This is a genomic window from Fictibacillus solisalsi (assembly GCF_900103485.1).
GTDB lineage: Bacteria > Bacillota > Bacilli > Bacillales > Fictibacillaceae > Fictibacillus_C > Fictibacillus_C solisalsi.
On sequence record NZ_FNHW01000001.1, the window covers coordinates 2,557,452 to 2,579,274 of the forward strand.

General features: G+C 44.1%; 20 protein-coding genes and 1 other annotated feature. Of the genes, 6 read left to right on the forward strand and 14 right to left on the reverse strand.

Annotation, left to right across the window (positions count from 1 at the left end):
• Positions 1-57: 57 nt before the first annotated feature.
• Positions 58-1,689, reverse strand: coding sequence for a long-chain fatty acid--CoA ligase (locus BLT53_RS13115; RefSeq protein ID WP_170834405.1), 1,632 nt, complete (start codon positions 1,687-1,689; stop codon positions 58-60).
• 195 nt (positions 1,690-1,884) lie between these two features.
• Between BLT53_RS13115 and BLT53_RS25115 the strand changes: the two genes are divergently transcribed.
• Entirely contained in the window at positions 1,885-2,043 is a 159-nt protein-coding gene (locus BLT53_RS25115; RefSeq protein ID WP_170834339.1) for a hypothetical protein, read from the forward strand.
• 50 nt (positions 2,044-2,093) lie between these two features.
• Here the strand turns inward: BLT53_RS25115 and BLT53_RS13120 are convergent, their stop codons facing one another.
• The 3 genes from BLT53_RS13120 to BLT53_RS13130 all read right to left on the reverse strand — a co-directional run bounded on the left by BLT53_RS13120 (position 2,094) and on the right by BLT53_RS13130 (position 6,093).
• Positions 2,094-3,185: a low temperature requirement protein A gene (locus tag BLT53_RS13120; protein ID WP_090235430.1), complete on the reverse strand. Its 1,092-nt coding sequence runs from the start codon at positions 3,183-3,185 to the stop codon at positions 2,094-2,096.
• Between the two features lie 49 nt (positions 3,186-3,234).
• A complete protein-coding gene (locus tag BLT53_RS13125; protein WP_090236877.1) occupies positions 3,235-3,966 on the reverse strand; it encodes a DUF4931 domain-containing protein in 732 nt (243 codons plus the stop codon).
• A gap of 99 nt (positions 3,967-4,065) precedes the next feature.
• The gene (locus BLT53_RS13130) at positions 4,066-6,093 is read right to left on the reverse strand and encodes a penicillin-binding transpeptidase domain-containing protein (protein ID WP_139168403.1); all 2,028 of its coding nucleotides are present in this window, start codon (positions 6,091-6,093) and stop codon (positions 4,066-4,068) included.
• 217 nt (positions 6,094-6,310) lie between these two features.
• Here BLT53_RS13130 and BLT53_RS25120 point away from each other — a divergent pair, with 217 nt between their 5' ends.
• Positions 6,311-6,454, forward strand: a complete 144-nt coding sequence (locus BLT53_RS25120) for a hypothetical protein (RefSeq protein ID WP_170834340.1) — start codon at positions 6,311-6,313, stop codon at positions 6,452-6,454.
• Between the two features lie 50 nt (positions 6,455-6,504).
• Here BLT53_RS25120 and BLT53_RS13135 read toward each other — a convergent pair whose 3' ends face one another.
• The 4 genes from BLT53_RS13135 to BLT53_RS13150 are packed head-to-tail and all read right to left on the reverse strand — an operon-like array spanning position 6,505 to position 9,642.
• Positions 6,505-7,401, reverse strand: a complete 897-nt coding sequence (locus BLT53_RS13135) for an aldo/keto reductase (protein ID WP_090235433.1) — start codon at positions 7,399-7,401, stop codon at positions 6,505-6,507.
• A 43-nt stretch (positions 7,402-7,444) separates the two neighbouring features.
• Entirely contained in the window at positions 7,445-8,056 is a 612-nt protein-coding gene (locus BLT53_RS13140; protein WP_090235435.1) for a flavin reductase family protein, read from the reverse strand.
• Positions 8,057-8,083: 27 nt separating this feature from the next.
• Positions 8,084-8,692 (reverse strand): alpha/beta hydrolase, encoded by a 609-nt coding sequence (locus tag BLT53_RS13145; protein WP_090235436.1) that lies wholly within the window; start codon positions 8,690-8,692, stop codon positions 8,084-8,086.
• Positions 8,692-9,642, reverse strand: a complete 951-nt coding sequence (locus BLT53_RS13150) for a ring-cleaving dioxygenase (protein WP_090235437.1) — start codon at positions 9,640-9,642, stop codon at positions 8,692-8,694. Before BLT53_RS13150 ends, BLT53_RS13145 begins: the two co-directional genes overlap by 1 nt.
• A gap of 293 nt (positions 9,643-9,935) precedes the next feature.
• Here BLT53_RS13150 and BLT53_RS13155 point away from each other — a divergent pair, with 293 nt between their 5' ends.
• From BLT53_RS13155 to BLT53_RS13165, 3 genes are all read left to right on the forward strand, one after another.
• Positions 9,936-11,402, forward strand: a complete 1,467-nt coding sequence (locus tag BLT53_RS13155; RefSeq protein ID WP_090235439.1) for an NAD(P)/FAD-dependent oxidoreductase — start codon at positions 9,936-9,938, stop codon at positions 11,400-11,402.
• A gap of 105 nt (positions 11,403-11,507) precedes the next feature.
• Positions 11,508-12,182, forward strand: a complete 675-nt coding sequence (locus BLT53_RS13160; protein ID WP_090235440.1) for an SOS response-associated peptidase — start codon at positions 11,508-11,510, stop codon at positions 12,180-12,182.
• Positions 12,183-12,218: 36 nt separating this feature from the next.
• Positions 12,219-12,468, forward strand: a binding site (T-box leader).
• 42 nt (positions 12,469-12,510) lie between these two features.
• Entirely contained in the window at positions 12,511-13,512 is a 1,002-nt protein-coding gene (locus tag BLT53_RS13165; protein WP_090235447.1) for a tryptophan--tRNA ligase, read from the forward strand.
• Between the two features lie 41 nt (positions 13,513-13,553).
• Here the strand turns inward: BLT53_RS13165 and BLT53_RS13170 are convergent, their stop codons facing one another.
• Positions 13,554-14,174 (reverse strand): DedA family protein, encoded by a 621-nt coding sequence (locus BLT53_RS13170; protein WP_090235450.1) that lies wholly within the window; start codon positions 14,172-14,174, stop codon positions 13,554-13,556.
• A 160-nt stretch (positions 14,175-14,334) separates the two neighbouring features.
• Between BLT53_RS13170 and BLT53_RS13175 the strand changes: the two genes are divergently transcribed.
• The gene (locus BLT53_RS13175) at positions 14,335-15,891 is read left to right on the forward strand and encodes an oligosaccharide flippase family protein (protein ID WP_090235455.1); all 1,557 of its coding nucleotides are present in this window, start codon (positions 14,335-14,337) and stop codon (positions 15,889-15,891) included.
• Positions 15,892-16,055: 164 nt separating this feature from the next.
• Here the strand turns inward: BLT53_RS13175 and BLT53_RS13180 are convergent, their stop codons facing one another.
• The 5 genes from BLT53_RS13180 to trpE all read right to left on the reverse strand — a co-directional run bounded on the left by BLT53_RS13180 (position 16,056) and on the right by trpE (position 21,752).
• Positions 16,056-16,652, reverse strand: a complete 597-nt coding sequence (locus BLT53_RS13180; RefSeq protein ID WP_090235456.1) for a DedA family protein — start codon at positions 16,650-16,652, stop codon at positions 16,056-16,058.
• Positions 16,653-16,677: 25 nt separating this feature from the next.
• Positions 16,678-17,499 (reverse strand): pyrroline-5-carboxylate reductase, encoded by an 822-nt coding sequence (gene proC / locus BLT53_RS13185; RefSeq protein ID WP_090235457.1) that lies wholly within the window; start codon positions 17,497-17,499, stop codon positions 16,678-16,680.
• 79 nt (positions 17,500-17,578) lie between these two features.
• A complete protein-coding gene (locus BLT53_RS13190) occupies positions 17,579-18,637 on the reverse strand; it encodes a M42 family metallopeptidase (protein ID WP_090235461.1) in 1,059 nt (352 codons plus the stop codon).
• A gap of 208 nt (positions 18,638-18,845) precedes the next feature.
• Complete coding sequence (locus BLT53_RS13195) at positions 18,846-19,628, reverse strand: SDR family NAD(P)-dependent oxidoreductase (protein ID WP_090235463.1); 783 nt, start codon at positions 19,626-19,628, stop codon at positions 18,846-18,848.
• A gap of 618 nt (positions 19,629-20,246) precedes the next feature.
• A complete protein-coding gene (gene trpE, locus BLT53_RS13200) occupies positions 20,247-21,752 on the reverse strand; it encodes an anthranilate synthase component I (protein WP_090236879.1) in 1,506 nt (501 codons plus the stop codon).
• Positions 21,753-21,823: the final 71 nt, after the last annotated feature.

A 21,823-nucleotide genomic window follows, 5' to 3' on the forward strand; every position in this document is an offset into this window, starting at 1 on the left:
CACCTCTACTCTTTCATGAAGAAGCCGCCTTTGCTAAAGCAGAGGCAGCCTGATGGTTTATTTCGTCTCTACTCTACCTTCACCTGCATAGTGATCACGAACCTGGTCTCTGAGGGCACGCTTTAAAAACTTGCCGACCGATGTTTTCGGAATTTCATCCATAAACAAAACATCGTCGGGAATCCACCATTTGGCAAACTGCGGTTTTAAATACTCTTTGATGTCTTCCTTAGTAACCTGGCCACGTTTTCCTTCCTTCAACACCACACAAGCAATCGGCCGCTCCTGCCACTCTGGATCAGGAACCGCGACCACGCATGCCTCGAATATATCCTCATGAGCGATGAGAGCGTTTTCAAGATCAACAGAAGAAATCCACTCTCCCCCGCTCTTTATCAAATCCTTCGTGCGGTCTACAATTTTTATTGTCCCTTCCTCATCCACTGTGACAACATCACCGGTATGAAGCCAGCCATCTTCAAATGCGGAAGACGGCTCTTCACCGTAATATTCATCAGCGATCCAATTGCCCCGGAGAAGAAGCTCTCCCATTTCATTGCCATCCCATTTAACGTCTCCGTTTGCGCCTTTTATCTTCATTTCCACACCCGGTACTAGGTAGCCCTGCTTCGCCCGGATATTCAGCTTATCTTCATTACTGAGATCCTGCTGGTAGCTTTTAATTCGGGAAAAAACCACAAGTGGACTGGTTTCTGTCATACCATAAGCGTGTGCAAACGGGATGTTATGCTTGGATTCAAACGCTTGGATCAGTCCTTTAGGGGCGGCTGAACCCCCGCATAAAATACAGCGAAGACTGCTTGTATCGTATTCTCCTTCATCAAGCACTTTCAGCAATCCGAGCCAGATCGTCGGCACCCCTGCAGTAATAGTGACTTTCTCCTGTTCAATCAGATCCGCAAGTAGCTTTGGAGTAAACTGTGGTCCCGGAAGCACTTGGGTGGTTCCAAACCAGACGGCGGCAAACGGAAGACCCCAGGCGTTCACATGGAACATTGGAACAACAGGCATACAGATATCGGATTCTGAAACACTTCCTCCATCCACATGCCCGAGCGCCATACTATGAAGAACAATGCCGCGGTGGGAATAGACAACACCCTTTGGATTTCCTGTGGTGGCTGATGTATAGCACATGCCCGCTGGTTCATTTTCATCGATATCCGGATTAAAAGCAAAGTTCGGATCACCTTCATCGAGCAAGGCTTCATAATGATAAAGCGGCTCTAAAGACGATTCGGGAAGTTCCGGCTCATCGGTCATCAGGATAAACGATTGCACACCTGTAATCTCTTCCCTGATTGCTTCAATCAGCGGCAATATATCCTGATCAATCAAAAGCACTTTGTCTTCTGCATGATTGATGATATACGCAATATGAGCAGGTGACAAGCGGATGTTGATCGTATGTAGAACAGCTTCTGCACCGGGAATCCCAAAATAAGCTTCGAGATGGCGGTGATGGTTCCAAGCCAGTGTTCCTACCTTGTCTCCCTTTTGGACACCTATTTTTTTTAGCGCACTGCTAAGCCGCCTTGTACGATTGGCAATTTCACGGTATGTAAATGTTCGAATTCCAGAAGCCGTCCGGCTGACCACCGTTTTTTTAGGGAAAAACATTTCAGCATGCTCCATCATCGCTGTAACGCGTAAAGGCACATTCATCATCATTGGTTACCTCCCCTGGATTGATAAAAATGTAAAACCCTTGCGGTTGTGCATCCTCAATTGTACCTAGATTACTACTTCACCACAGGCTTTAAAATCCCTTGTTTAACCTGAAGAAAAGGGCTGGATGGGAGTAATTTCCTAATTAAAGGGGATACTTTGAATACCAGACAAAAAGAAAGGAGGAACAGCACCATGAAAAAGGAACGCAAAGACGAACCCACTGTTGCACCCGGAATGAATGATGCAGAGGAATTGAATCAGGAGGCAACTGAAGAAGAGGTTGAAAACGGAGAGTTTACTGAAGTAACCACCATGTCTTGGGATGAAGTCGATCCCAGTGGATCAGAATAAAAAGGAAAAAGGCGCTGTGTGAAATAAAGCACAGCGTCTTTTTCCTATGATTATCTTGTGGTTATTGCAGCATAAAGGATAAAAAACAAAGCCAGTTCTCCAATAATCATAATATTTGGGGTTACAACGATAAGATTAATGATAAAGAAAGCAACAAGAATTCCAAAAAAAAGTACAAGATGATGGTAGCCTAAACGATCTTTTTCATACCTATACTGATGAAAGACAAGAGTGGTAGACACAAAGTAAACGAATACAGAACTAAATACAAAATACACGATAAATAAATAGTCGACTTCGTGCAGAAACAACAGCTGTATGGAAGCAGCAATCATGCTCAACGACATTAAAATAAACAAATGTCCGTATATGATGGTTTGCCCCGCAGTTTGAATTTCTTTATTCACTTTCTTTTCCACGTTGTCAAAATACTGCCACCACATGGCGATGATCAGGATGAATGAAAGAATGGAAAATGAGATGGAGTTCCAATCCCCTTTTTGCGGCTGCATTACGGCCAGCGTACTGACAACCGTTTCCCCAAAAAGAATTAAGGTTAATAAAGCAAACCGTTCCAGCAAATGAGCAGTATGTGGCGGGCCTTTTACAAGATAACGGCGCCCCGCAACGGGCATCAACATATCAATTAAAATGCCTGCATACAGTACTGCATAGCGAATCCAGGAATCAAAGAAAAGGGACAGGGAGGACACGGCAATACCAATCCAAAAGGTTCTGCCCAAATACCAGGCAACGCGCTTTACATCTCCCTCTTCCACATTCTGAACAACCAGATATTGAATGGCCGTTAGTCCTCTAAGGCCCATATAGCCGATCAGAAATGAAAGATAATAGTGATCAAAATCTACAGACAGGCTGGAGATCATGGTCAATACGAACACCATTTGAAGAATCATAAACAGGCGCTGATATGAAGAGTCTTCTCCAAACCGGTTAACGAACATTGTCTGCCCTGTCCATGCCCACCAAATTGGAACAAACATCAATACAAATTTCACGAGATATTCAGTATGAATATAACCATCTTCAACATGCAGTATCGCATGTGTTGCCTTAGCTACTGCTGCTACAAACAACAAATCGTAAAAGAGTTCCAGCCACGTTACTTTTTTCTCCTCCAAATTTCCTTTTCCCCTTCCCGTCCACCATACAAAATATGTAATTACCGTCCTATATATAGAGCGATTTGATCTTTTCTGCGATTACATCAATATTGCTTGCAACTTGCGGGAAGGAATAACCGACATACAAAGGGGAAGCGGCAAAGCGCGGAACCACTTTGGCGATGATCGTTTCATCCATCCGGTAAAAGAAAAGGTTGTAGCTGTTGCAATTTTTATTAAAATGATTCAACAGGAAGTGTGTGGACAACTGAATATAATCCGCCAGCTCCTTCGTTTTTCCCTGGTCCTCCATAAGAATATTCAGCTCATAAAATCCCATTTTTGGCTTGGTGGAAATGTTAAATTCGATGCCTTTTTGCTGGTCAATTGTTATGCCCTCAAACTGGGAGGCACTGATGTTCTCATGGTAATCCGCTTCCTTGAAGCCAATAATCTGCATATGGGGGTGGCGTAGTGTTCCTCCCGAAAACGGCCCATGATTTTTAAAGAAGATAACGGATTTGTAATCCCCGCTTTTAATTGTTTTTTCCCATGCCTGAAGTCCAAAATCGATCAGCGCGTATAGATGGTCTTTACTGTACTCGGAAAGCTCTGAAAAACAGTCCTTCGTTTCAATCAACACAGTTTGAAAGGCATCGGCCAGCACAGGATATTTGTTCTTCAGCCAAATGATATCTCCCTTTTCTTCGAGGATATCTGTAAGGCTTTCCCGCTCACAAAACGGGCACTTGGTTGCCGTATTCCTGATGCTTTCCGGTTTTTGAGTGCCGATATTCATATTAAAAAGCAGAGGAGTTTGCACGAAAATCACCCTTTGTATAATGGATAAAGAAATGTACTTACTATCTTTCTTCCCTTAGGCAGGAAAAACCTCTTCTTAGCGAAGAGGCTTTTCTTTCATATACGATTTAAATGAATTTTTTACTTTCGGAATGACGTAGTGGCTGCCGCCTTTATCCTGAACCCCTTCGATCATCATGGAAATCAGAAGACTCGGATCTTTTTGGTTGAATGCCACGAAGTAGCCGTTTTCCTTACCCTTTTCACCAATCTTGGACTTCAGTTCGGCGGTGCCCGTCTTGCCGGCTAGAACTAAATTTTTCAAAGGCGGCTTATAGCCGGTCCCCCTCTTGTCCTCCACCACCTTCACAAGATCACTGCGGATTCTTGAAGCTGTTTCAGATGAGATTACATTTTTCTTCCAGATTTTTTGTTCAGGCTTGTCTTCTTTCTCCAGTTTTGGAGCGATCAGGTTGCCATTGTTGATAAATGGTGTATAGGAGAGCCCGAGGTGCAAGATGTTCATTTCCACTCTGCCCTGCCCGTAACCTGTATCAGCCAGCATGCCTTCTGAATTGATATCATCCTTTGTCAGTGAAGAATTTTCAAAATCCAGTTCAAAGGGTATATCTTCATTAAACCCAAACTTTTCTGCTCCTTTTACCATATCGTCTTTTCCAATGGCCAGTGCGGTTTGAGCAAAATAAATGTTATCGGAATACATCAGTGCCTTCTCCAAATCAACGGACGGCACTGTCGCCACACGGGTTACAAATTTCTTGTCCCAGCCCTTTTTCTGCCACTTTTTGCCTGATATCTGAACTTCCTTGTTCGGATCCAGCTTGTTGGTTTCAAGGCCGATGGATGCTGTAATCGGCTTGAAGGTAGAGCCAGGTGCGTACGTATAAGCGAAACGATTTAGCATCGGCTGCTTTGGATCTTTTTCCAGGCTTTGATATTTCGACGAGGAAATGCCAAGAACAAAATCATTCGGATCAAATCCAGGGCTGTTGACAAGCGCCAATACTTCCCCGGTTTTTGGATTGATGGCAGAAGCGGTGCCGACATCCTTTTTCATTTGATTGTACAGATCAGACTGAAGATACATATCAATGTTCAAGGTTACGGATTTTCCGTCAACTGCTTCTTTTTCGGCCACTTTCCTTTTTTCATTTTCCCCCGAATCAACAATACGGATGACACCGCCGTTTGTTCCTCGAAGCTGTTTCTCATAAAACTTTTCAAGTCCTCTTCTTCCGATCATATCGGTAGATTCATAGCCATGAGATTGGAGTTTTTTTAGCTCATCGGCTTTGATCGGCTGAACGAATCCGGTAAGATGGGACGCGGCTTCCTTATAAGGGTAAACCCTTGTCTCAATCGATTGAGTGGAAACCCCTTTAATTTTCTCCACCTTTTTCAGGCGCGGATCACCTTCTGCAATGGTTTTAACAGGAACAAAGAAACCAGGCTGCACCCATGAAGCATTCAGGGCATTATCAATGGTTTTCTTATCGATGCCAAGCACTTTTGCGAGTTCTTCTTTGCTTGCCTCTTTGTTTTCAGGAAGGTTCTGCGGAACAATTCCGACCTGGTAAGCCATCCCATTAACGGCAAGTCCATTGCCGTTGCGGTCCAGAATTTCTCCTCGTTTTGCTTTATTGGTCTGTACTCTCACCTTATCCCCCTTTTCCATTCCCGGGAAGATCAGTGAGTAGTCCCAATTAATGTACCAATTCTTCTTGTCGTTCTTTTCCTGTTCCTTCATTTTTATCTTGTGCTTATAGTTTACAGGGCCAGCTACTGTATCCATTTTCACGTTGTATGTATACGTAATGTTTCCATTTTTATCAGGTTCCGGCTCTTCTTTTGGAATCACTGGCTTGATCGAAATCTTTTGGGCGTTGACTCCTCCGTAAATCGCAGAATATTTTTTTACAAAGTCATCCTTTTTGATGGCTTTCTTACTGCTGTCAGACAGCATATCGTACATCTTATCGAAGTTCATAGACTGCCAGTTTTTCATATAGTCTTTAATTCTGGGCTCGGGATTTGGAGTGTCGGAACACCCGGCAATCACCATGAGCAGCAACGCGATCAACATTATACCTAATCTCTGTTTCACTTCAACTTTCCCTCCTGGCTTTTCACTCTCTTTTTCTATTTTAATCCATTTAAAAGGATAATCGTAGCGATAACTCTTTTTTTCTCATTTCATCTCCCACTATGCTACCACAATTTCGTTAAAACTCGCCGGTTTCTGTCGAATATGAGGTTAAAAACATGTCGTTTTCGGGAAACTTCAAAGTAATAAATTCCACACATAAAAGAGGTGCATTATCATGAACAGCGGTAATTGGTATGTGAAAAAACGTTCGGCTTACAAGACATGGAAGGAAAGGCTGGATAGGGAAATGACCTTTCAGCAATCCCTGATATACGGAATCCCCACCATTGTTATGATTGGGTTTATTTTTCTAAAATAAAGCAAGCCTTCATCTCCCTTTGCGGGATGAAGGCTTGCTTTTGGATTCCTTTATACTTGGCCAACCCAATTTTCCTGAGATTGTTTTCTCCATTCGGTGCGGATGGCATCATATTCATCTTTCGGCAAGGCCCCTTTTGCAAGCAGCTGTGCGTTTTGGGTCCAGCGCTCCGGATTCTGGGTTCCAACAATTGCTGTATGAACACCAGGAGTGCTTAATGTAAAACGAAGAGCTTTCTCCACAGATGCCGTGAATTCATTGTCCAGAAAATCATATTGTAGATGTTGCAGCCGCTCCCAATACTCCTGAATATATTCATTGTCCGGCTTTTCCCCCGACTTCCAGGCCACATTGGCGATCGGGCGCTTGGCAATCACACCCATTCCCCGCTGTTGCGCTTCTGGAAGCGTCAATTCTATGGCTTGCTGATCGGCTATGTTCAAGGAGGTTTCAAACACATCAAAGGCATTGGTTTGAATAGCGAACAAAGCGTCGTCACTATCCCCGCTGTAGCCGATATAACGGGTTTTACCCTGTTCCTTCGCCCGTTCAAGAACTTCGATAACGTCTCCCTGCTTCAATAAATCCTTTGAGCAGCTGTGCAAAAGAACAACGTCCAGCCGATCGGTGTTCAAGCGTTTCAGACTGCGGTCAATGCTCTCTGAAAGCATTTGGGGATCCCAGTCCGGCGCATCAAAACCTGACGCATGTCCACATTTGGTAATCAAGTAGAAGTCGTTCCTTCTGTGAGACATCGTTTTTCCAATCAATTCCTCGCTGTTACCATAGCATTCTGCAGTATCAATAAAATTTAACCCTGCATCAAGCGCACTGCCCAGCAGCCGGTCCACCGTTTCTGCAGTAGCGCCGGAATATCCAATTTCCGCCCCGCCAAACCCCAATACTGAAACTTCCATATCCGTTTTTCCAAAAGCTCTTCTTTCCATTAAAGATCCCTCCTGAAAAAATATACGGCATACGATTCAGCTGCTATTTCGGCCGATCCAATGTAAATATATCACCAAGCCTGGAGTAATTATTGCCTGCCAGACGGCTCACTGGTTTTAAACCAACAGCATCAATCCGTCCCTTTTCGTAGAGCTCCTCTTTAATATGGTAGTGGACGACACGCCCGATCAACAGGTCACAAGCGGGATTTTCACTGGTTCCGCCAAGGGGGATGGATTGGTCCAGCACACATTCAAGACGGATGTTTGCTTCCTGAAGCCCTGGAACTCCGACAGACGTACTTTCTACCGGGGTGAGGGAAGCGAGCTCCACCTCGCTTTCGTCTGGTGGAAGGCTGGCAGCCGTTATGTTGATGGCCTCCACATAGCTTTCATCGGAAATGTGAACCACGAACTCCCCTGCCTCCATAGCGTTCCTGGCGGTATCCTTTTGATTGCCGTTTGAGCGCTGAACAGATACAGAGATGAGCGGCGGTGATGAACAGACAACATTGAAATAGCTGAAAGGTGCCGCATTCAATATACCCTCTTTTGATAAGGAAGTAACAAAAGCAACAGGTCTCGGAATGACGCTTCCCGTCAGAAATTTATAGTTCTCCCGATCAGATAGGTGTGATGGATCGATGGATTTCATGAAGGTTCTCCTTCCCCTGGGTTAAATTTACAAGTAGTATGTTTGAAACCAGCCCGCAGCTCGCTCTGCTTCTGGCTGTGTAAGCTGATGGCCATAATTTTCCCAATGCGTTTCCACTTTGGCTCCTGCCTCTATCAGAAGGTGTTCCAGCTCTTCAGTTTCCTGCGGCGGGCAGATCGGATCGTTCTTGCCAGCTCCGATAAATACGCGAACTCCCTTTAAGTCCGGAAGCTGAATTCCTCTTAGCGGGACCATTGGATGATGGAGAACAGCACCGCGCAAACTTGTTTTATAATGAAACAATAAGCTGCCGGCAATATTGGCACCGTTGGAGTAACCGACTGCAACCACGTTATTTCGGTTAAATTCATATTTGCCTGCGACTTCATCCAAAAAATCGTGCAATTCTTTTGTGCGGAACTTTAAATCTTCTTCATCGAAAACGCCTTCCGCCAATCGTCTAAAAAAGCGGGGCATGCCATTTTCCAATACATTTCCTCTTACACTTAAAATAGATGACTCCGGAGAAAGGAGGGAACCAAGAGGAACAAGGTCCTCCTCGTTTCCTCCGGTTCCATGCAGCAAAAGCAAAACGGGTGCATCTTCGTTGGTTCCTTTTTTAAAAATATGCTTCATTATGCTTGGTCCTCCTTTAAAACACGGGCTTCAGCTGGCAGCAAGACCGCTTCAATTTTTTCACGCTCAGGCTCAAGCCACGGCGGGAGAAGAAGATTTTTTCCCATAACATCTTTTGGCTCATCACGTGCAAATCCGGGAGGATCAGTCGCAATTTCAAAAAGAATACCGCCGGATTCCCTGAAATACACCGCATTAAAATATTGTCGGTCAATAATCGGAGTAACTTCATAACCGTTATTTCCCACATGGTTTCTCCATTGCTCGTGGTCTTCGTAATCGGAAGCACGCCAGGCAATGTGATGGACCGTACCTGTACCCATCATACCTCTTGGTTGTGCAGTTGTTTTCACATCAATGATATTTCCCAAATCAGAAGAGGTTCTAAAACGGACATACTCTCCTTCTTCTCCTACTTTTTCCATCCCCATTACATCTGACAGCAGGTTCATCGTTTTGTGAGGAGCACCTGATAATAACACAGCGCCTCCAAATCCTTTGATCGCCACATCGGCTGAAACACCGCCAAATGACCATTCACTGTTCTTTCCTTCGCTGCGGCTCACCAATTCAAGATGAAGACCATGCGGATCGTCAAACGTAAGGTATTTTTCACCAAAGCGTTCCGTTTTTTCAAAAGATATGTTGAAGGTGGTCAAACGAGTTTCCCAAAAATCAAGTGAGTTCTCCGGCACGACGAAAGAGGTTACTCCCACTTGTCCTGCTCCCGTTCTTCCGCTATAAGCTCCAGGCCAGGGGAAGAATGTCATGATGGTTCCTGGTGATCCCTCTTCATTTCCAAAATAAAGATGGTATGTGCCTGGGTCATCAAAGTTAACCGTTTTCTTAACGAGCCGTAAACCAAGCACACCTGCATAAAAATCTACGTTCTCTTGTGGATTGCCTACAATGGCCGTAATATGATGAATCCCGCTAGTTCTTTTTTCCATCGTTCTCTCTCCCTTCATCGGTTTAACTTACTTTATGTAAGTATTGTAACAAATGTAACTTACTAAAGTCAAGCGTCACTCTGCCCATACAAAATTGCAAAAACCAGTTACACTTAAATGATAGCTTCTTCACACCGAAATTAGAGATAAAAATGAAATTTATTCCAATTAACCACCTAAAAACCGAACATTAAATATAAAAATTTATAAAAAGTTCGTAAAATGTATTGTTTTTATTTTTGGATTTTGCTATAGTTACTAAGGTTGAGACAAACGTGTCTGGAGGTTTTTTGATGAATACTACCTATGATGTGATCGTGGTTGGCGCAGGACCCGCCGGGATATTTGCTTGCTATGAACTGACCCGCAAAATGCCGCATGCCAACATTTTATTGGTTGATAAAGGACATGATATATATTCTAGAAATTGCCCAATCTTGCAGAAAAAAATACAAAAATGCCCACCTGCTGCCGGCAGAAAAGAATTTGCCGGATGTCTCCCCGCCTGTTCCATTACGAACGGCTTTGGAGGTGCAGGGGCTTATTCCGATGGAAAATTTAACATTACAAGCGAATTTGGCGGCTGGATGACAGATTACCTGCCGGAAGAAACGGTTGTTGATCTTATTAAATATGTAGACAGTATTAATCTTGAACACGGGGCGACAGATACCATTACCGACCCATTGACAGCAGAAGTTAAAGATATCGAACGGCGAGCATATGCTGCCGGGCTGAAATTACTTCGTGCACAGGTGCGCCACTTGGGAACAGAACAAAACTTGGAGATCCTGACCAGCATCTATGAATATTTAAAAGAAAAGATCAGTATGCGCTATAAAGCGGAAGTGCTGGATCTTGTTACAGAGAAAGTGGATGGCACCCACAAGGCTGTTGGTGTGGAATTAAAGGACGGCACCATATTGAATGCAGATAAAATTGTGATTGTCCCCGGCCGTGACGGTTCATCCTGGCTGACTAAGATTTTGAAAAAACGCCGTTTGAAAATGGCTGCCAATCAGGTCGATATCGGCGTTCGTGTGGAAACTTCCAATGTGGTGATGGAAGAAATCAACACGCATTTATATGAAGGAAAATTTGTTTTCAATACATCGGTCGGAACACGGGTCCGTACATTCTGCAGCAATCCTTCCGGTCACGTGGTCGTCGAAAACCATTCCGGAATCATGCTTGCCAATGGACATGCATACAAAGACCCTGCCCTTGGGAGCCCAAATACGAACTTTGCCCTTCTCGTCTCCCATAAGTTTGATGATCCGTTCGATGAGCCGACTGAATATGCCCACGAAGTATCAAAGCTGGCCAACCAGCTATCGTCCGGCGGGCTTGTTGTTCAAAAATACGGAGATATCAAGAAAGGACGCCGCTCTACGGAAAAACGTTTGAAAGAGGGATTCCTTAATCCGACACTAAAAGAAGCCGTACCCGGCGATCTCGGGCTTGTTCTTCCATACAATACGATGAAAAGCTTGATCGAAATGACCGAAGCGCTGAACGAAGTAACACCTGGTATAGCCTCAGAACACACTCTTTTTTACGGAGTGGAAGCCAAGTTTTATTCTGCGCGTCCAAAACTTAATGAAAAATTCGAATCTGAAATTTCCGGTCTGTATGTAGGCGGAGACGGAGCTGGCATTACCCGCGGTCTTGCTCAGGCCAGTGCCTGTGGCGTCTGGATTGCACGGGATATCGCTGAAAAGCTGGAAACCAAAGAAAAAAATCTTGCGATTGTTGGATAATGACCAATTAATGGACTCATGGATTTTCATGGGTCTTTTTTGTTTTTGTTAAAAACACAATGATGCGATAAACTGGAGGTACCACAAATAAAGGAGCTGTTTCTTATGTGCGGCAGATATTCGTTATATGCCGATATGGATTTTATTCAGGAAGAGTTTGATGTGATCATTCCAGGCACGTTGCCTAAACGTTTCAACATTGCACCTTCTCAGGATGTTCTTGTGGTTACCGCAGACGGCGGGGATCGAAAAGCTCACTTGTACCGTTGGGGATTGATCCCATTTTGGGCAAAAGACCCTAAAATCGGTTATAAAATGATCAATGCACGAGCAGAAACAGTCGATGAAAAATCATCCTTCAGAGGGCCGCTAAAAACAAAGCGCTGCCTCGTGATTGCAGACGGATTTTATGAGTGGAAGCGCGAAGACAAGTTAAAGCAGCCGTTTCATATCCGGTTAAAAAGCGGCAAGCCTTTTGCCTTTGCCGGACTTTGGGATCAGTGGAATCACAAGGGGGAAATCATCACCTCCTGCACCCATATTACGACCATGCCAAATAAGCTTATGGAAGACATTCATGACCGCATGCCGGTTATTCTCAACCGAGAAGCACAGGACAGCTGGCTGGATCCCTCGATTCAGGACACCGAGTATTTAAAATCGCTTCTTGTTCCCTATGAGAGCGAACAAATGGAAGCTTTTGAAGTCTCACCTGTTGTCAATTCACCCAGAAATGATGTAGCAGACTGCATTGTTCCCTTATCCAATATTTCTACTTGATTTTTCCAGTTCCATACTATAACATGAGAACCATCATATTCAGCGTTGAAGAAGAAGAGTAAATATCAAGTTACACGTCAGAGAGCTGACGGGCGGTGCGAGTCAGTGTGGAAATGATATTGAATGGGCTTCTGAGCTTTCAAACCAAAACCTGTTGGGAGTAGGCTTTGACGGAAGGGTCTCGCCGTTATAAGGAGACAAGTATTCGGCTTTTGGATACTATTTAAGCGGACTGCTTTTGGAGCGGTTCAATTAAGGTGGCACCACGGGGTAACTCGTCCTTTTTATAGGGACGGGTTACCTTTTTTTATTGACAGGAGGAGAAGAGATGGAAAAAAAAGTAGTCCTGACAGGTATTAAATCAACCGGCCGGCCGCATGTCGGCAATTACATCGGTGCGATAAAACCGGCGCTGCAGCTGGCTGCCAGTAATGAATACTCGCCTTATTATTTTATCGCTGATTATCACTCACTGACTACCGTGCAAAATAGAGAACAGTTTAAGGAATATGTGTATGGGATTGCAGCGAGCTGGCTTGCTTTGGGTCTGGATCCTGAGCAATCAACGTTTTACAGACAGGCGGATGTACCTGAAATTATGGAGTTGTCCTGGATTCTGTCCTGTCTGACACCGAAAGGCTTGATGAACCGAGCCCATGCTTACAAAAGCGCTGTAGAACAAAACCTGCAGAACAGCCTTGATCAGGATGCCGGCATCAATATCGGCGTATACTCTTATCCCATTTTAATGGCATCCGATATATTATTGTTCCAGTCAGATATCGTCCCTGTTGGAAAGGATCAGATTCAGCATGTGGAGATTGCAAGGGACATCGCTACCCACTTCAATCATGTTTTCGGAGAAACCTTCCCGCTTCCCCAATACTTGGTGGATACATCAACAGCGGTGGTTCCTGGTCTTGACGGCAGGAAAATGAGCAAAAGCTATAATAATACGATCCCTCTCTTTTGTGGGGAAAAGGAATTGGAAAAATTGACCAAGAGGATTGTCACAGATTCCACTCCCCCACAGGAACCAAAAGACCCGGATCATTCCTCTCTCTTCTTGCTCTATCAAGAATTCGCCTCCGAAGACGAGGTGAAGCAAATGCGGAATAACTATCACTCTGGAATTGGCTGGGGAGAAGTGAAAAGGGAGCTTTTCCAGGTCATGAACAGGTATTTGGAGCAGCCCAGACAGCGCTACAAAGAACTGATGAGCAACCCTCGGGAAATTGATAAAATCCTTCATTATGGAGCAGAAAAAGCGAGACACGAGGCAAATCATTTTCTTAAAAAAATCAAAGAAAAAATTGGTTATTCAGGCTAAAAAATCAGGAAACACTGAGAGTAGCAGTGTTTCCTGGTTTTTTACCATTTTGAAATGTCATATCTTTCCGATTTTCTTCCCCTTGTTTTGAATGAATAGTAGGTTATGCCTGCCACTATAATCAAAAGGGCCAATCCGCCAAAGCTTGCTTTATGTACGAATGACGTAACGAGATACCATTTAGAGCCTACAATCCTTCCAATCATAAGAAATAGTAAACTCCAGATAAATGCCCCTATGTAGGCATACAATGCAAAGACCCGGTAGGAAAGCGAAGACATTCCGGCAAAATAAGCGGTCAGATGCCGGATCCCAGGGATAAAGTAGCCGAAAGTAATCAACGGCTTTCCGAAACGCTGAAAATAGGTCTGAGATATTTGTATTCGCTGTTTAGTTAAATGAAGCTTCGGTCCATATTTTAGAAGCAGAGGCAGACCGAAACTTCTGCCCAGCCAATAATTAATCGTTATGCCTGTTGCCGACCCCAAAAAGGCAGCGAGTAGCGTAAGGGCAAAAGAAACTTCACCGGTGTACACAATATATCCGGCAAAGGTCAGTAAAAACTCATCGGGTATGGGAAGCCCGACAACTCCCAGGGCAAGAAGAAAAAACAATGCAAAGTATCCGTAATGATGAAACAGGTTTTGCAAAATGATTTCCATACAACACCAACTAGTTTAGGATATAACTTTATTTTACCGAAAATATACAATTTTGTATCGTTTTTTTACAATATTTTAATTTTTTCTGTTGAACTTGTCTGGAAATTCGACAATTAAGGTCCTTCTTTTTTTCATCCCCTATCATATAAATGGTAAAGAAATGAATAGGACAAAGGGTGAAGTCATGGGCACATTTTTAAAAGGAACACTTATCTTATCATTGGCAATGCTTTATACCAAGGTTGTTGAATTTGTTGTCAGCATTCTTCTTGCACAGTCACTCGGCAGTGAGGGCATGGGTTTTTACATGATGGCGCTCCCTGTCATTGGATTGCTGATCACAATTGCTGCCCTTGAATTTCCTACCGCTCTTTCCAAGGTACTCGCCGAAGAAGAAGTTCACCAGAATGAAAGGGCCAGACTGCAAATTGTAAAAGTATCGTTTTTCGTCATTATGGGACTTAGTCTGCTTCTTGTGGCGGTCAGTGCGGCCATTACCTTGCTTTTGCTAAGGTGGAAAAACATCGATATCCGGCTGGGGTATCCGCTGCTTGCGCTGATTCCGATTGTTCCTGTGATTGGGACCAGTTCTATTCTAAAGGGATATTTTAGCGGCCTTCAGAAAATGAAACCCATTGCTATTGCTCAACTATTAGAAAAGACGGCCCATTTAAGTTTTATTTTTTATGTGCTTCATTACGTGAAGGACCTGCCCCTGGAGTACCGGGTAGTTGCTGCCGTGCTTGGCCTGGGGGCCGGAGAGCTCGTTTCCCTGTTCTTCTTTTCTGCTTCATTTTTGCTCGGGGAGCGCACAACGGGAGAGGCAGCAACCGAAACAACAGCTCCTGTATCCAAAAGAAGTATATTAAAAAAATTATTCCAGGTCAGTCTCCCTACCACCGGTGTGCGAATCCTGAATGCACTGACAGCAGCAGTAAACCCCATACTGATCACCCAAAGTTTACTCTTTGCCGGCATTGCCGCATCCGTTGCGACCAAACAATACGGGATGCTCACAGCCTTTGCCATGACCATTGGATATTTCCCCGGTTTTATCGGGTATTCACTGTATGTATCACTGGTGCCTTCCATCTCCGAAGCACGTTCCAAACAGGATGATCATGCCTTGCATCAACGGATTCATCAGGCATTCCATATTACCCTTCTTTATGGAATCCCGTGTTCCATTGTGATGTATTTTTTTGCAGATGAACTGACCGTCCTTTTTTATCATTCACCACAAGCCGGCCAGTTTCTTATGCTGTTATCACCGTTTATTCTGTTTCATTATCTGCTTTCACCGCTGCAGGCTATTTTGTTTGGGCTGGGACGCGCCAGGGATGTATTTTCACAAACGATCTGGGTCAACATCCTGTCCATCCTGCTGATTGTTTCGCTTGCATCCCAATCCTCATTCGGAATCCACGGCGTTATCATTGCGGTCAATTTCAGCGGCGTGCTACTTTCCTTTTTGCATTATCACACCATTGTTGAAGAGGTACATTTCAAGCCAAAGCTGATGGATTATGCGATCTTTCTGGCTTCAGGAGCGTTCATCATCGTCATATGCGAATTGATGCACAGAACCCATTATGAGGACCATATATCAATTATCATTGTACTGGCTGTCGTATTTGCTGTTTATTATGGCACTTTATTCTTTCTGCGACTGTTTCAATCCGGCCTATCCCGGCTTTGGGTCAAGCCCGAGAAATAAGCATAGGACACTCTGTCTGGAATGAGTTGCACCTTCAATCGTTACAATTGAAGGTGCAGCTCTTTTATACGCACTCATAAACCTCAAAGGGTCTGTTAAGAAAAATGAAAAGCATGAGCCCGGTAGATTGCCAAACTCATGCCAAATCCGTTGATTCTCTTTTGTTATGTCCTTTTAACCATTGCTTTGTATAAAACCCAGGCAAGCAATGATGCCGCCACTGCTGCAAGCAAGACATATTTCCCAAGGTGATGAAAGTACTGCTCGACGATTCTCCAGTCAGGGCCAAGCATTTTGCCGACCACAATGAAGGTGAAGCTCCAAATGATACCGCCCGAATAAGCGTAAACAGCAAATTTCTTGAATCTCATGGCGGAAAAGCCAGCCATATACGCAGAAACATGCCGGATTCCTGGGACAAAATAGCCGAACAGAATCATTACACTTCCATACTTTTGAAAATAAGACTGTGTTTTTTTTATTTTCTCTTCCGGAATCCCGATCTTCGGGCCGAATTTTTCCAGGAATGGCAAGCCGAGCTTATAGCCTAACAAGTAACTTAGCGAAATACCTGACATGGCGCCAAAAAAAGCAGAAAGCAGGGCCAAAGTGAAATGAATGTCTCCCTTGAAAACAAGGTAGCCGGAAAACGTTAACAACACTTCATCAGGAACAGGCAAGCCGATTAAGCCAAGGGCCAACGCCAAAAAAATACCGGCATATTCATAGTGTTCAATCCACGGTAAAACACTGTTGCTCATCAACATCACCTATTTTACTGTATCTTTATTTCTCTTCGTTTTCCTGTTTACCACCCAGTTCGGCGGCCTTCTCATTGGTCGCTTTTACCGCGTTTTCGATCAGCATTCCAAAGCCAGCCTGATTTAGGACATCCAGACCCGCAGCTGTCGCACCGCCTGGAGTGGTCACAGCGTTTCTCAGATCAATAGGGGACACTCCGCTCTGAAGCATCACCGCTGAACCGTAAATCATTTGAGAGACAAGCTTTCTCGCCTGAGCTTCCAAGATGCCATAGCCTGCAGCAGCATTGATAAGGGCAGAAGCAAACTCATAAAGAAACGCTGGAGCGCTTCCTGTTACAGCCGTTAGCTTGTGAATTTGTTCTTCCGAACAATACTCTGACTTCCCAATGCTGTTTAAAAGCAGTTCCAAAAGCTTGACCTGATTTTCATTTAAAGTGTCGGCATACGTATATAACGAGATGGATTCACCGGTTTCGGCTGCCGTATTTGGCATCACCCATGCCACTGGTGTTCCTGGCGGAAGCGGGTTTTCCAGTTTTTTAAGTCCAATGCCTGCCGCAACAGATATCACAAGCTGACCTTCAATCATTGTTGATAGCTGCTCCAGCACGGCTTCGTGTGCTTCAGGAGGCATCGCCAGGACAATGACAGAGCTTTCTTTCACATGATGCAGCCAATCCGTTGTTGTTTCTACCCCATACATGGAAAACAGATGCTGCAGTCTCTCTTTATTTCCTTGATTGGCAGCAATGATCGAAAGGTTTTGGCCCTTCGCTGATTGTAATCCTTTAATCATTGACTCTGCCATACGGCCAGCGCCAATAAATAAAAATGTGCTATTCATTCAAATCTCCCTTTTTGCGGTTTAAAAAATAAAAGGCGTCCTAAAAGACACCTTTTCCCTCTATTGTAGCTTATTTTTTCTAAAAATCTATCAAGGACTTCATTTTGTTTTCGTCCATTTCTTTTACAAAAGCAACCAGCAGCTTTACGGTGTTTTCAAGGTCACTTTTTGAGACCATGGAAACATGGCTGTGAATATACCGGGAAGCAACACCAATGACAATGGATGGAACGCCTTTTTTAAACAGATGGAACCTGCCTGCGTCTGTCCCGCCACCAAGCATAACATCCACCTGGTAAGGGATGTTATTTTTCTCCGCAATGTCCATCACCAGATTCCGAAGCGGTACATGCGGCACCATGGACGAGTCAAGGAACGTTATAAGCGGACCCGCTCCAAGCTTCGCCTTATTGGAATTGTCTCCTGGTCCATCCTGGGCGATTCCTACATCCATGGCGATGGCAAGATCAGGCTCAACTGCATAAGGAGCCGTGGCTGCCCCTCTGAGCCCCACTTCTTCCTGAACGGTGGCCCCGCAATAAATGCTGTTCGGATGTTCGCTGTCTTTCAGCTGCTTCAACACTTCAAGTGCTAAATAGCAGCCTGCCCTGTTATCCAGTGCTTTTGCAAGAATGGTATCATTATCCGGCATGATCTCGAAGGGGCATATTGGCATAATCGGATCACCCACCCGGATTCCCCATTCTTTAACTTGATCTGCACTGTTCGCTCCAATATCGATAAACATTTCGCGCATGGGAACGACTTTTTTTCGTTCTTCAGCCGTAAGGATATGCGGCGGCTTGGAGCCAACTACTCCGGTAAAGGTTTTCTTTTCCGTAAGAATGTGCACGCGCTGGGACAGAATGACCTGATCCCACCACCCGCCAAGCGGCACAAATCTCAGATATCCATCCTTTGTCACTTCACTGATCATAAAGGCAACTTCATCCATGTGGCCGGCCAGCATAATTTTTGGTCCCGTTGACGAGCCCCTCTTTTGGCCAAAAATGCTTCCCATATGATCATATACAAGCGGGGCGCCTGTCTTATCAATCTCGCGCTTCATAATGCTGCGGATCGGGTGTTCAAACCCTGGCGCCCCGTTTGTTTCTGTTAACTCTTTTAAAAGATCCATTACCATCACACTCCTATAGTCTATATGATGGTGAAAGTTCCCTTTTTTTATTACACAAAATCCTGAGTATTAGCATCCTAAACGGAAGAAATACTTAAATCGTAAAGAAAAGGAGGGTATTGATAACCCCCATGAACGAAAAACCGCAAAAAATATGTCTCTTTCTCTATTCATTCATATTGCCAAAGAAGAGGTCTCTTCACTCATTTTATTTGGTTCTATTTTTTAACCAGCTGCCAAATTCGGTTGCGACTAGGCGTTCACCTGTTAATCCTTCAGATTGCTCGGAAGCAAGATAAACGATAGGTTTTGCCATGATATCCGCCTTCAGAAGCTGAGAGTTTCCTTCAAGTTCCCTTCTCACTTCATCAGGTATCATTCCGGTTACGGTGGCCCCGCCAGGGAGAAGCATATTTACCGTCACACCAAATTCACGCAGGTCTTCAGCCATGATAAAAGATAGGGACTCGGTTGCGGCACGAGAAGGGCCGTATGGGACAAATCCTTTTCGTTTCATGGTTTCATAATTCATCGATATATTGATGATTTTTCCCCTTCCCTGCTCGACCATCAGAGGAGCGAATCCCCGGGAGGTTAGGAAATAGCCGGTCACATTTGTATCGATTAAATTTCGAAACCCTTCGGAAGAGACCTGATAGAAAGGCTGTGGTTCTGTAAGGAATTTTGGGTTGACAGTCCTCATGCCTATCCCGGCATTGTTCACTAGGACATCGATCTTACCCCATTCCCTTTTTACCCAGTTCACTGCATCTTGTACCGATTCCTCTGACCTGACATCCAATGGACATTCAAAAACATTCGAATATCCCTTATCTTGAAGGTTTTTTACAGCTTCCGTCATTTTTGCTCCTGGACGGGATGCCACTGCAACCGTTGCTCCTTCATCAAGAAGTGCTTCTACCATGGCATATCCTAAACCGCTTGATCCTCCTGTAACAACGGCATGTACGCCAGTTAATTCTTTTGCCATTTTTCCACCTCATTTGGTTAAAATTCAAATCTTCGAAAGGATTATGATTGTATGTACAGTTAATATATATCAGTTCCCCTGCAATTAAAAAATTATAGATGCATCGGAAGCGCGACTAAGTTTTTCCAAACTCATTCTTATGGCCAAGCCAAATAATCCATTATTTTAAAAACCCAGAATGGTTAAAAATCAGGAAAATCCTGACCACTAATTTAACCCTTTTTCATAGAAATAAATTCCTTCCAAATTCCAGGATATAACTTTATTATATCTCAAATTCTCAAATTCCTCTGAAAATAAAAAAGCTGACCCTGTAAGTGTGCATAAGAATCTCCGGGACAGCCTGACTTATTGATGAATCGATTGGATGATTTTGCTTCAACAGTCGTTGATGGGATGCGGCAGAAGGGTTTTACCCGTCACTTCAGGTACCTTCTAAAGCATTCTTTGATTTTTTTGCATCACGTCTGTATGATGTCCAAGACAGAGGAATTCCAAGGCTTTTCCGGCCTCCCTCACACTAAGGTTACGCTTACAAAACCAGGCTACTCTCATTAGTCCTGGTCATAATGAGTGAATTGAATATCCAAAGTAAAAAAGAGCCGTCCGGCTCTTTTTTTAAGCATACAGTTCCATGGCTTCAGCCACTTGTATGGCCTTCAGCAGCGCTTTGGCTTTGTTGAACGTTTCATCATATTCATTCTCAGGAACAGAATCAGCGACGATGCCGGCTCCAGCTTGGATATAGGCTTTATCATTTTTAAAAAGAATGGTACGGATCGTTATGCACGAATCCATGTTGCCTGAAAACGAAAGGTAGCCGATGGCTCCGGCATAGGTTCCCCGAGCCTGTGTTTCCAGTTCTGCGATAATCTGCATGGCCCTGATTTTTGGTGCTCCGGACAATGTTCCAGCAGGCAGGCACGAGATCAAGGCATCAAAGAAATCTTTGTCTTCACGAAGCAGTCCGCTAACATCAGACACCATGTGCATGACATGAGAGTATCGTTCAATTTCCATAAAAGAAGAGACTTCCACACTTCCGTACTCCGACACCCTTCCTATATCATTCCTTCCCAAATCGACAAGCATCAGGTGCTCGGCAACTTCCTTTTCGTCAGCAAGCAATTCCTCAGCTAAAGCTTGATCTTCATCCATGTCTTTCCCACGGGGCCGTGTTCCCGCAATTGGACGGGTTCTCACCCGCTGCCCTTCCACTTTTACAAGCAATTCCGGGGACGAACCTACAATGGTTTCATCTGGAAGCTTGAGCAAATACATATAAGCCGATGGATTCACAATCCGCAGTACACGATAAACCGTCAGTGGATCGGCCTTGGTCTCACTCTCAAAACATTGGGACAGAACCACCTGAAATATATCTCCGGCTGTAATATATTCTTTGGCCTGGTCTACCATCGAACAAAATTCTGATTTGCTCAAATTGGATTTTACTCCGCTGATATCCACTTCCTGCTGAGGAAGATAGCGAAATGACGGCACCGGCTGTTTTACGCTTTGCTCAAGGTGTTTCATGGTAGTCTCAATGGCTAAGCGTGCCTCTTCATAAAGTTCTTCAATTTGTTTTTCGGTATAATTTTGGGGTACGTGAAGGTTGCAAATAATATTGATTGACTGCCTCAAATGGTCAAAAACAACCAGTTCATCAACAAACAGGAATTTCATGTCATCGGTGTTGAGAATATCTTTGCTGTGAGGCGGGATTTTTTCAAAATACTGGAGAATATCATAACCAAAATAGCCAACAGCTCCACCTGTGAACTGAGGCAAATTTTTGTGCGCGGGACTTTTATATTGGTTGAGGAGAGATTTAAGGATTTCAATCGGATGGCCTGAATAGGTTTCATCCTGATCTTTTTTCTTTACATGAGTCTGCCCTTTTTTGCAGGAGACAACCATAAAGGGGTTCTTTCCAATATAGGAATAACGGGCCCATTGCTGTCCACCTTCTACACTTTCAAGCAAAAAAGAGTAATCTTCCTGATAATACGTTTGATACAGTTCAATCACTGTATGTACATCAGCAAATAATTCAATGCTTACAGGAATCAAATTGAAGGTTCCTGCCAATTGTTTCACTTCTTCCAACGATGGTTGAATCAATACGATCATCCCTTCTTCATGAGAGACGAAGATTAGCAACCATAACCGCTAATCTCAGCTCGGCTCTGCTC

Coding starts and splice junctions, on each gene's coding strand:
- BLT53_RS13150 (WP_090235437.1), bottom strand. CDS start 9,642: ATGGAAAAAAGAACTAGCGGGATTCATCATATTACGGCCATTGTAGGC.
- BLT53_RS13180 (WP_090235456.1), bottom strand. CDS start 16,652: ATGAGCAACAGTGTTTTACCGTGGATTGAACACTATGAATATGCCGGT.
- BLT53_RS13170 (WP_090235450.1), bottom strand. CDS start 14,174: ATGGAAATCATTTTGCAAAACCTGTTTCATCATTACGGATACTTTGCA.
- BLT53_RS13175 (WP_090235455.1), top strand. CDS start 14,335: ATGAATAGGACAAAGGGTGAAGTCATGGGCACATTTTTAAAAGGAACA.
- BLT53_RS13160 (WP_090235440.1), top strand. CDS start 11,508: ATGTGCGGCAGATATTCGTTATATGCCGATATGGATTTTATTCAGGAA.
- BLT53_RS13145 (WP_090235436.1), bottom strand. CDS start 8,692: ATGAAGCATATTTTTAAAAAAGGAACCAACGAAGATGCACCCGTTTTG.
- BLT53_RS13165 (WP_090235447.1), top strand. CDS start 12,511: ATGGAAAAAAAAGTAGTCCTGACAGGTATTAAATCAACCGGCCGGCCG.
- BLT53_RS13155 (WP_090235439.1), top strand. CDS start 9,936: ATGAATACTACCTATGATGTGATCGTGGTTGGCGCAGGACCCGCCGGG.
- BLT53_RS25115 (WP_170834339.1), top strand. CDS start 1,885: ATGAAAAAGGAACGCAAAGACGAACCCACTGTTGCACCCGGAATGAAT.
- BLT53_RS13125 (WP_090236877.1), bottom strand. CDS start 3,966: ATGAATATCGGCACTCAAAAACCGGAAAGCATCAGGAATACGGCAACC.
- BLT53_RS13135 (WP_090235433.1), bottom strand. CDS start 7,401: ATGGAAAGAAGAGCTTTTGGAAAAACGGATATGGAAGTTTCAGTATTG.
- BLT53_RS13190 (WP_090235461.1), bottom strand. CDS start 18,637: ATGGATCTTTTAAAAGAGTTAACAGAAACAAACGGGGCGCCAGGGTTT.
- BLT53_RS13115 (WP_170834405.1), bottom strand. CDS start 1,689: ATGATGAATGTGCCTTTACGCGTTACAGCGATGATGGAGCATGCTGAA.
- BLT53_RS13195 (WP_090235463.1), bottom strand. CDS start 19,628: ATGGCAAAAGAATTAACTGGCGTACATGCCGTTGTTACAGGAGGATCA.
- BLT53_RS13140 (WP_090235435.1), bottom strand. CDS start 8,056: ATGAAATCCATCGATCCATCACACCTATCTGATCGGGAGAACTATAAA.
- BLT53_RS25120 (WP_170834340.1), top strand. CDS start 6,311: ATGAACAGCGGTAATTGGTATGTGAAAAAACGTTCGGCTTACAAGACA.
- proC (WP_090235457.1), bottom strand. CDS start 17,499: ATGAATAGCACATTTTTATTTATTGGCGCTGGCCGTATGGCAGAGTCA.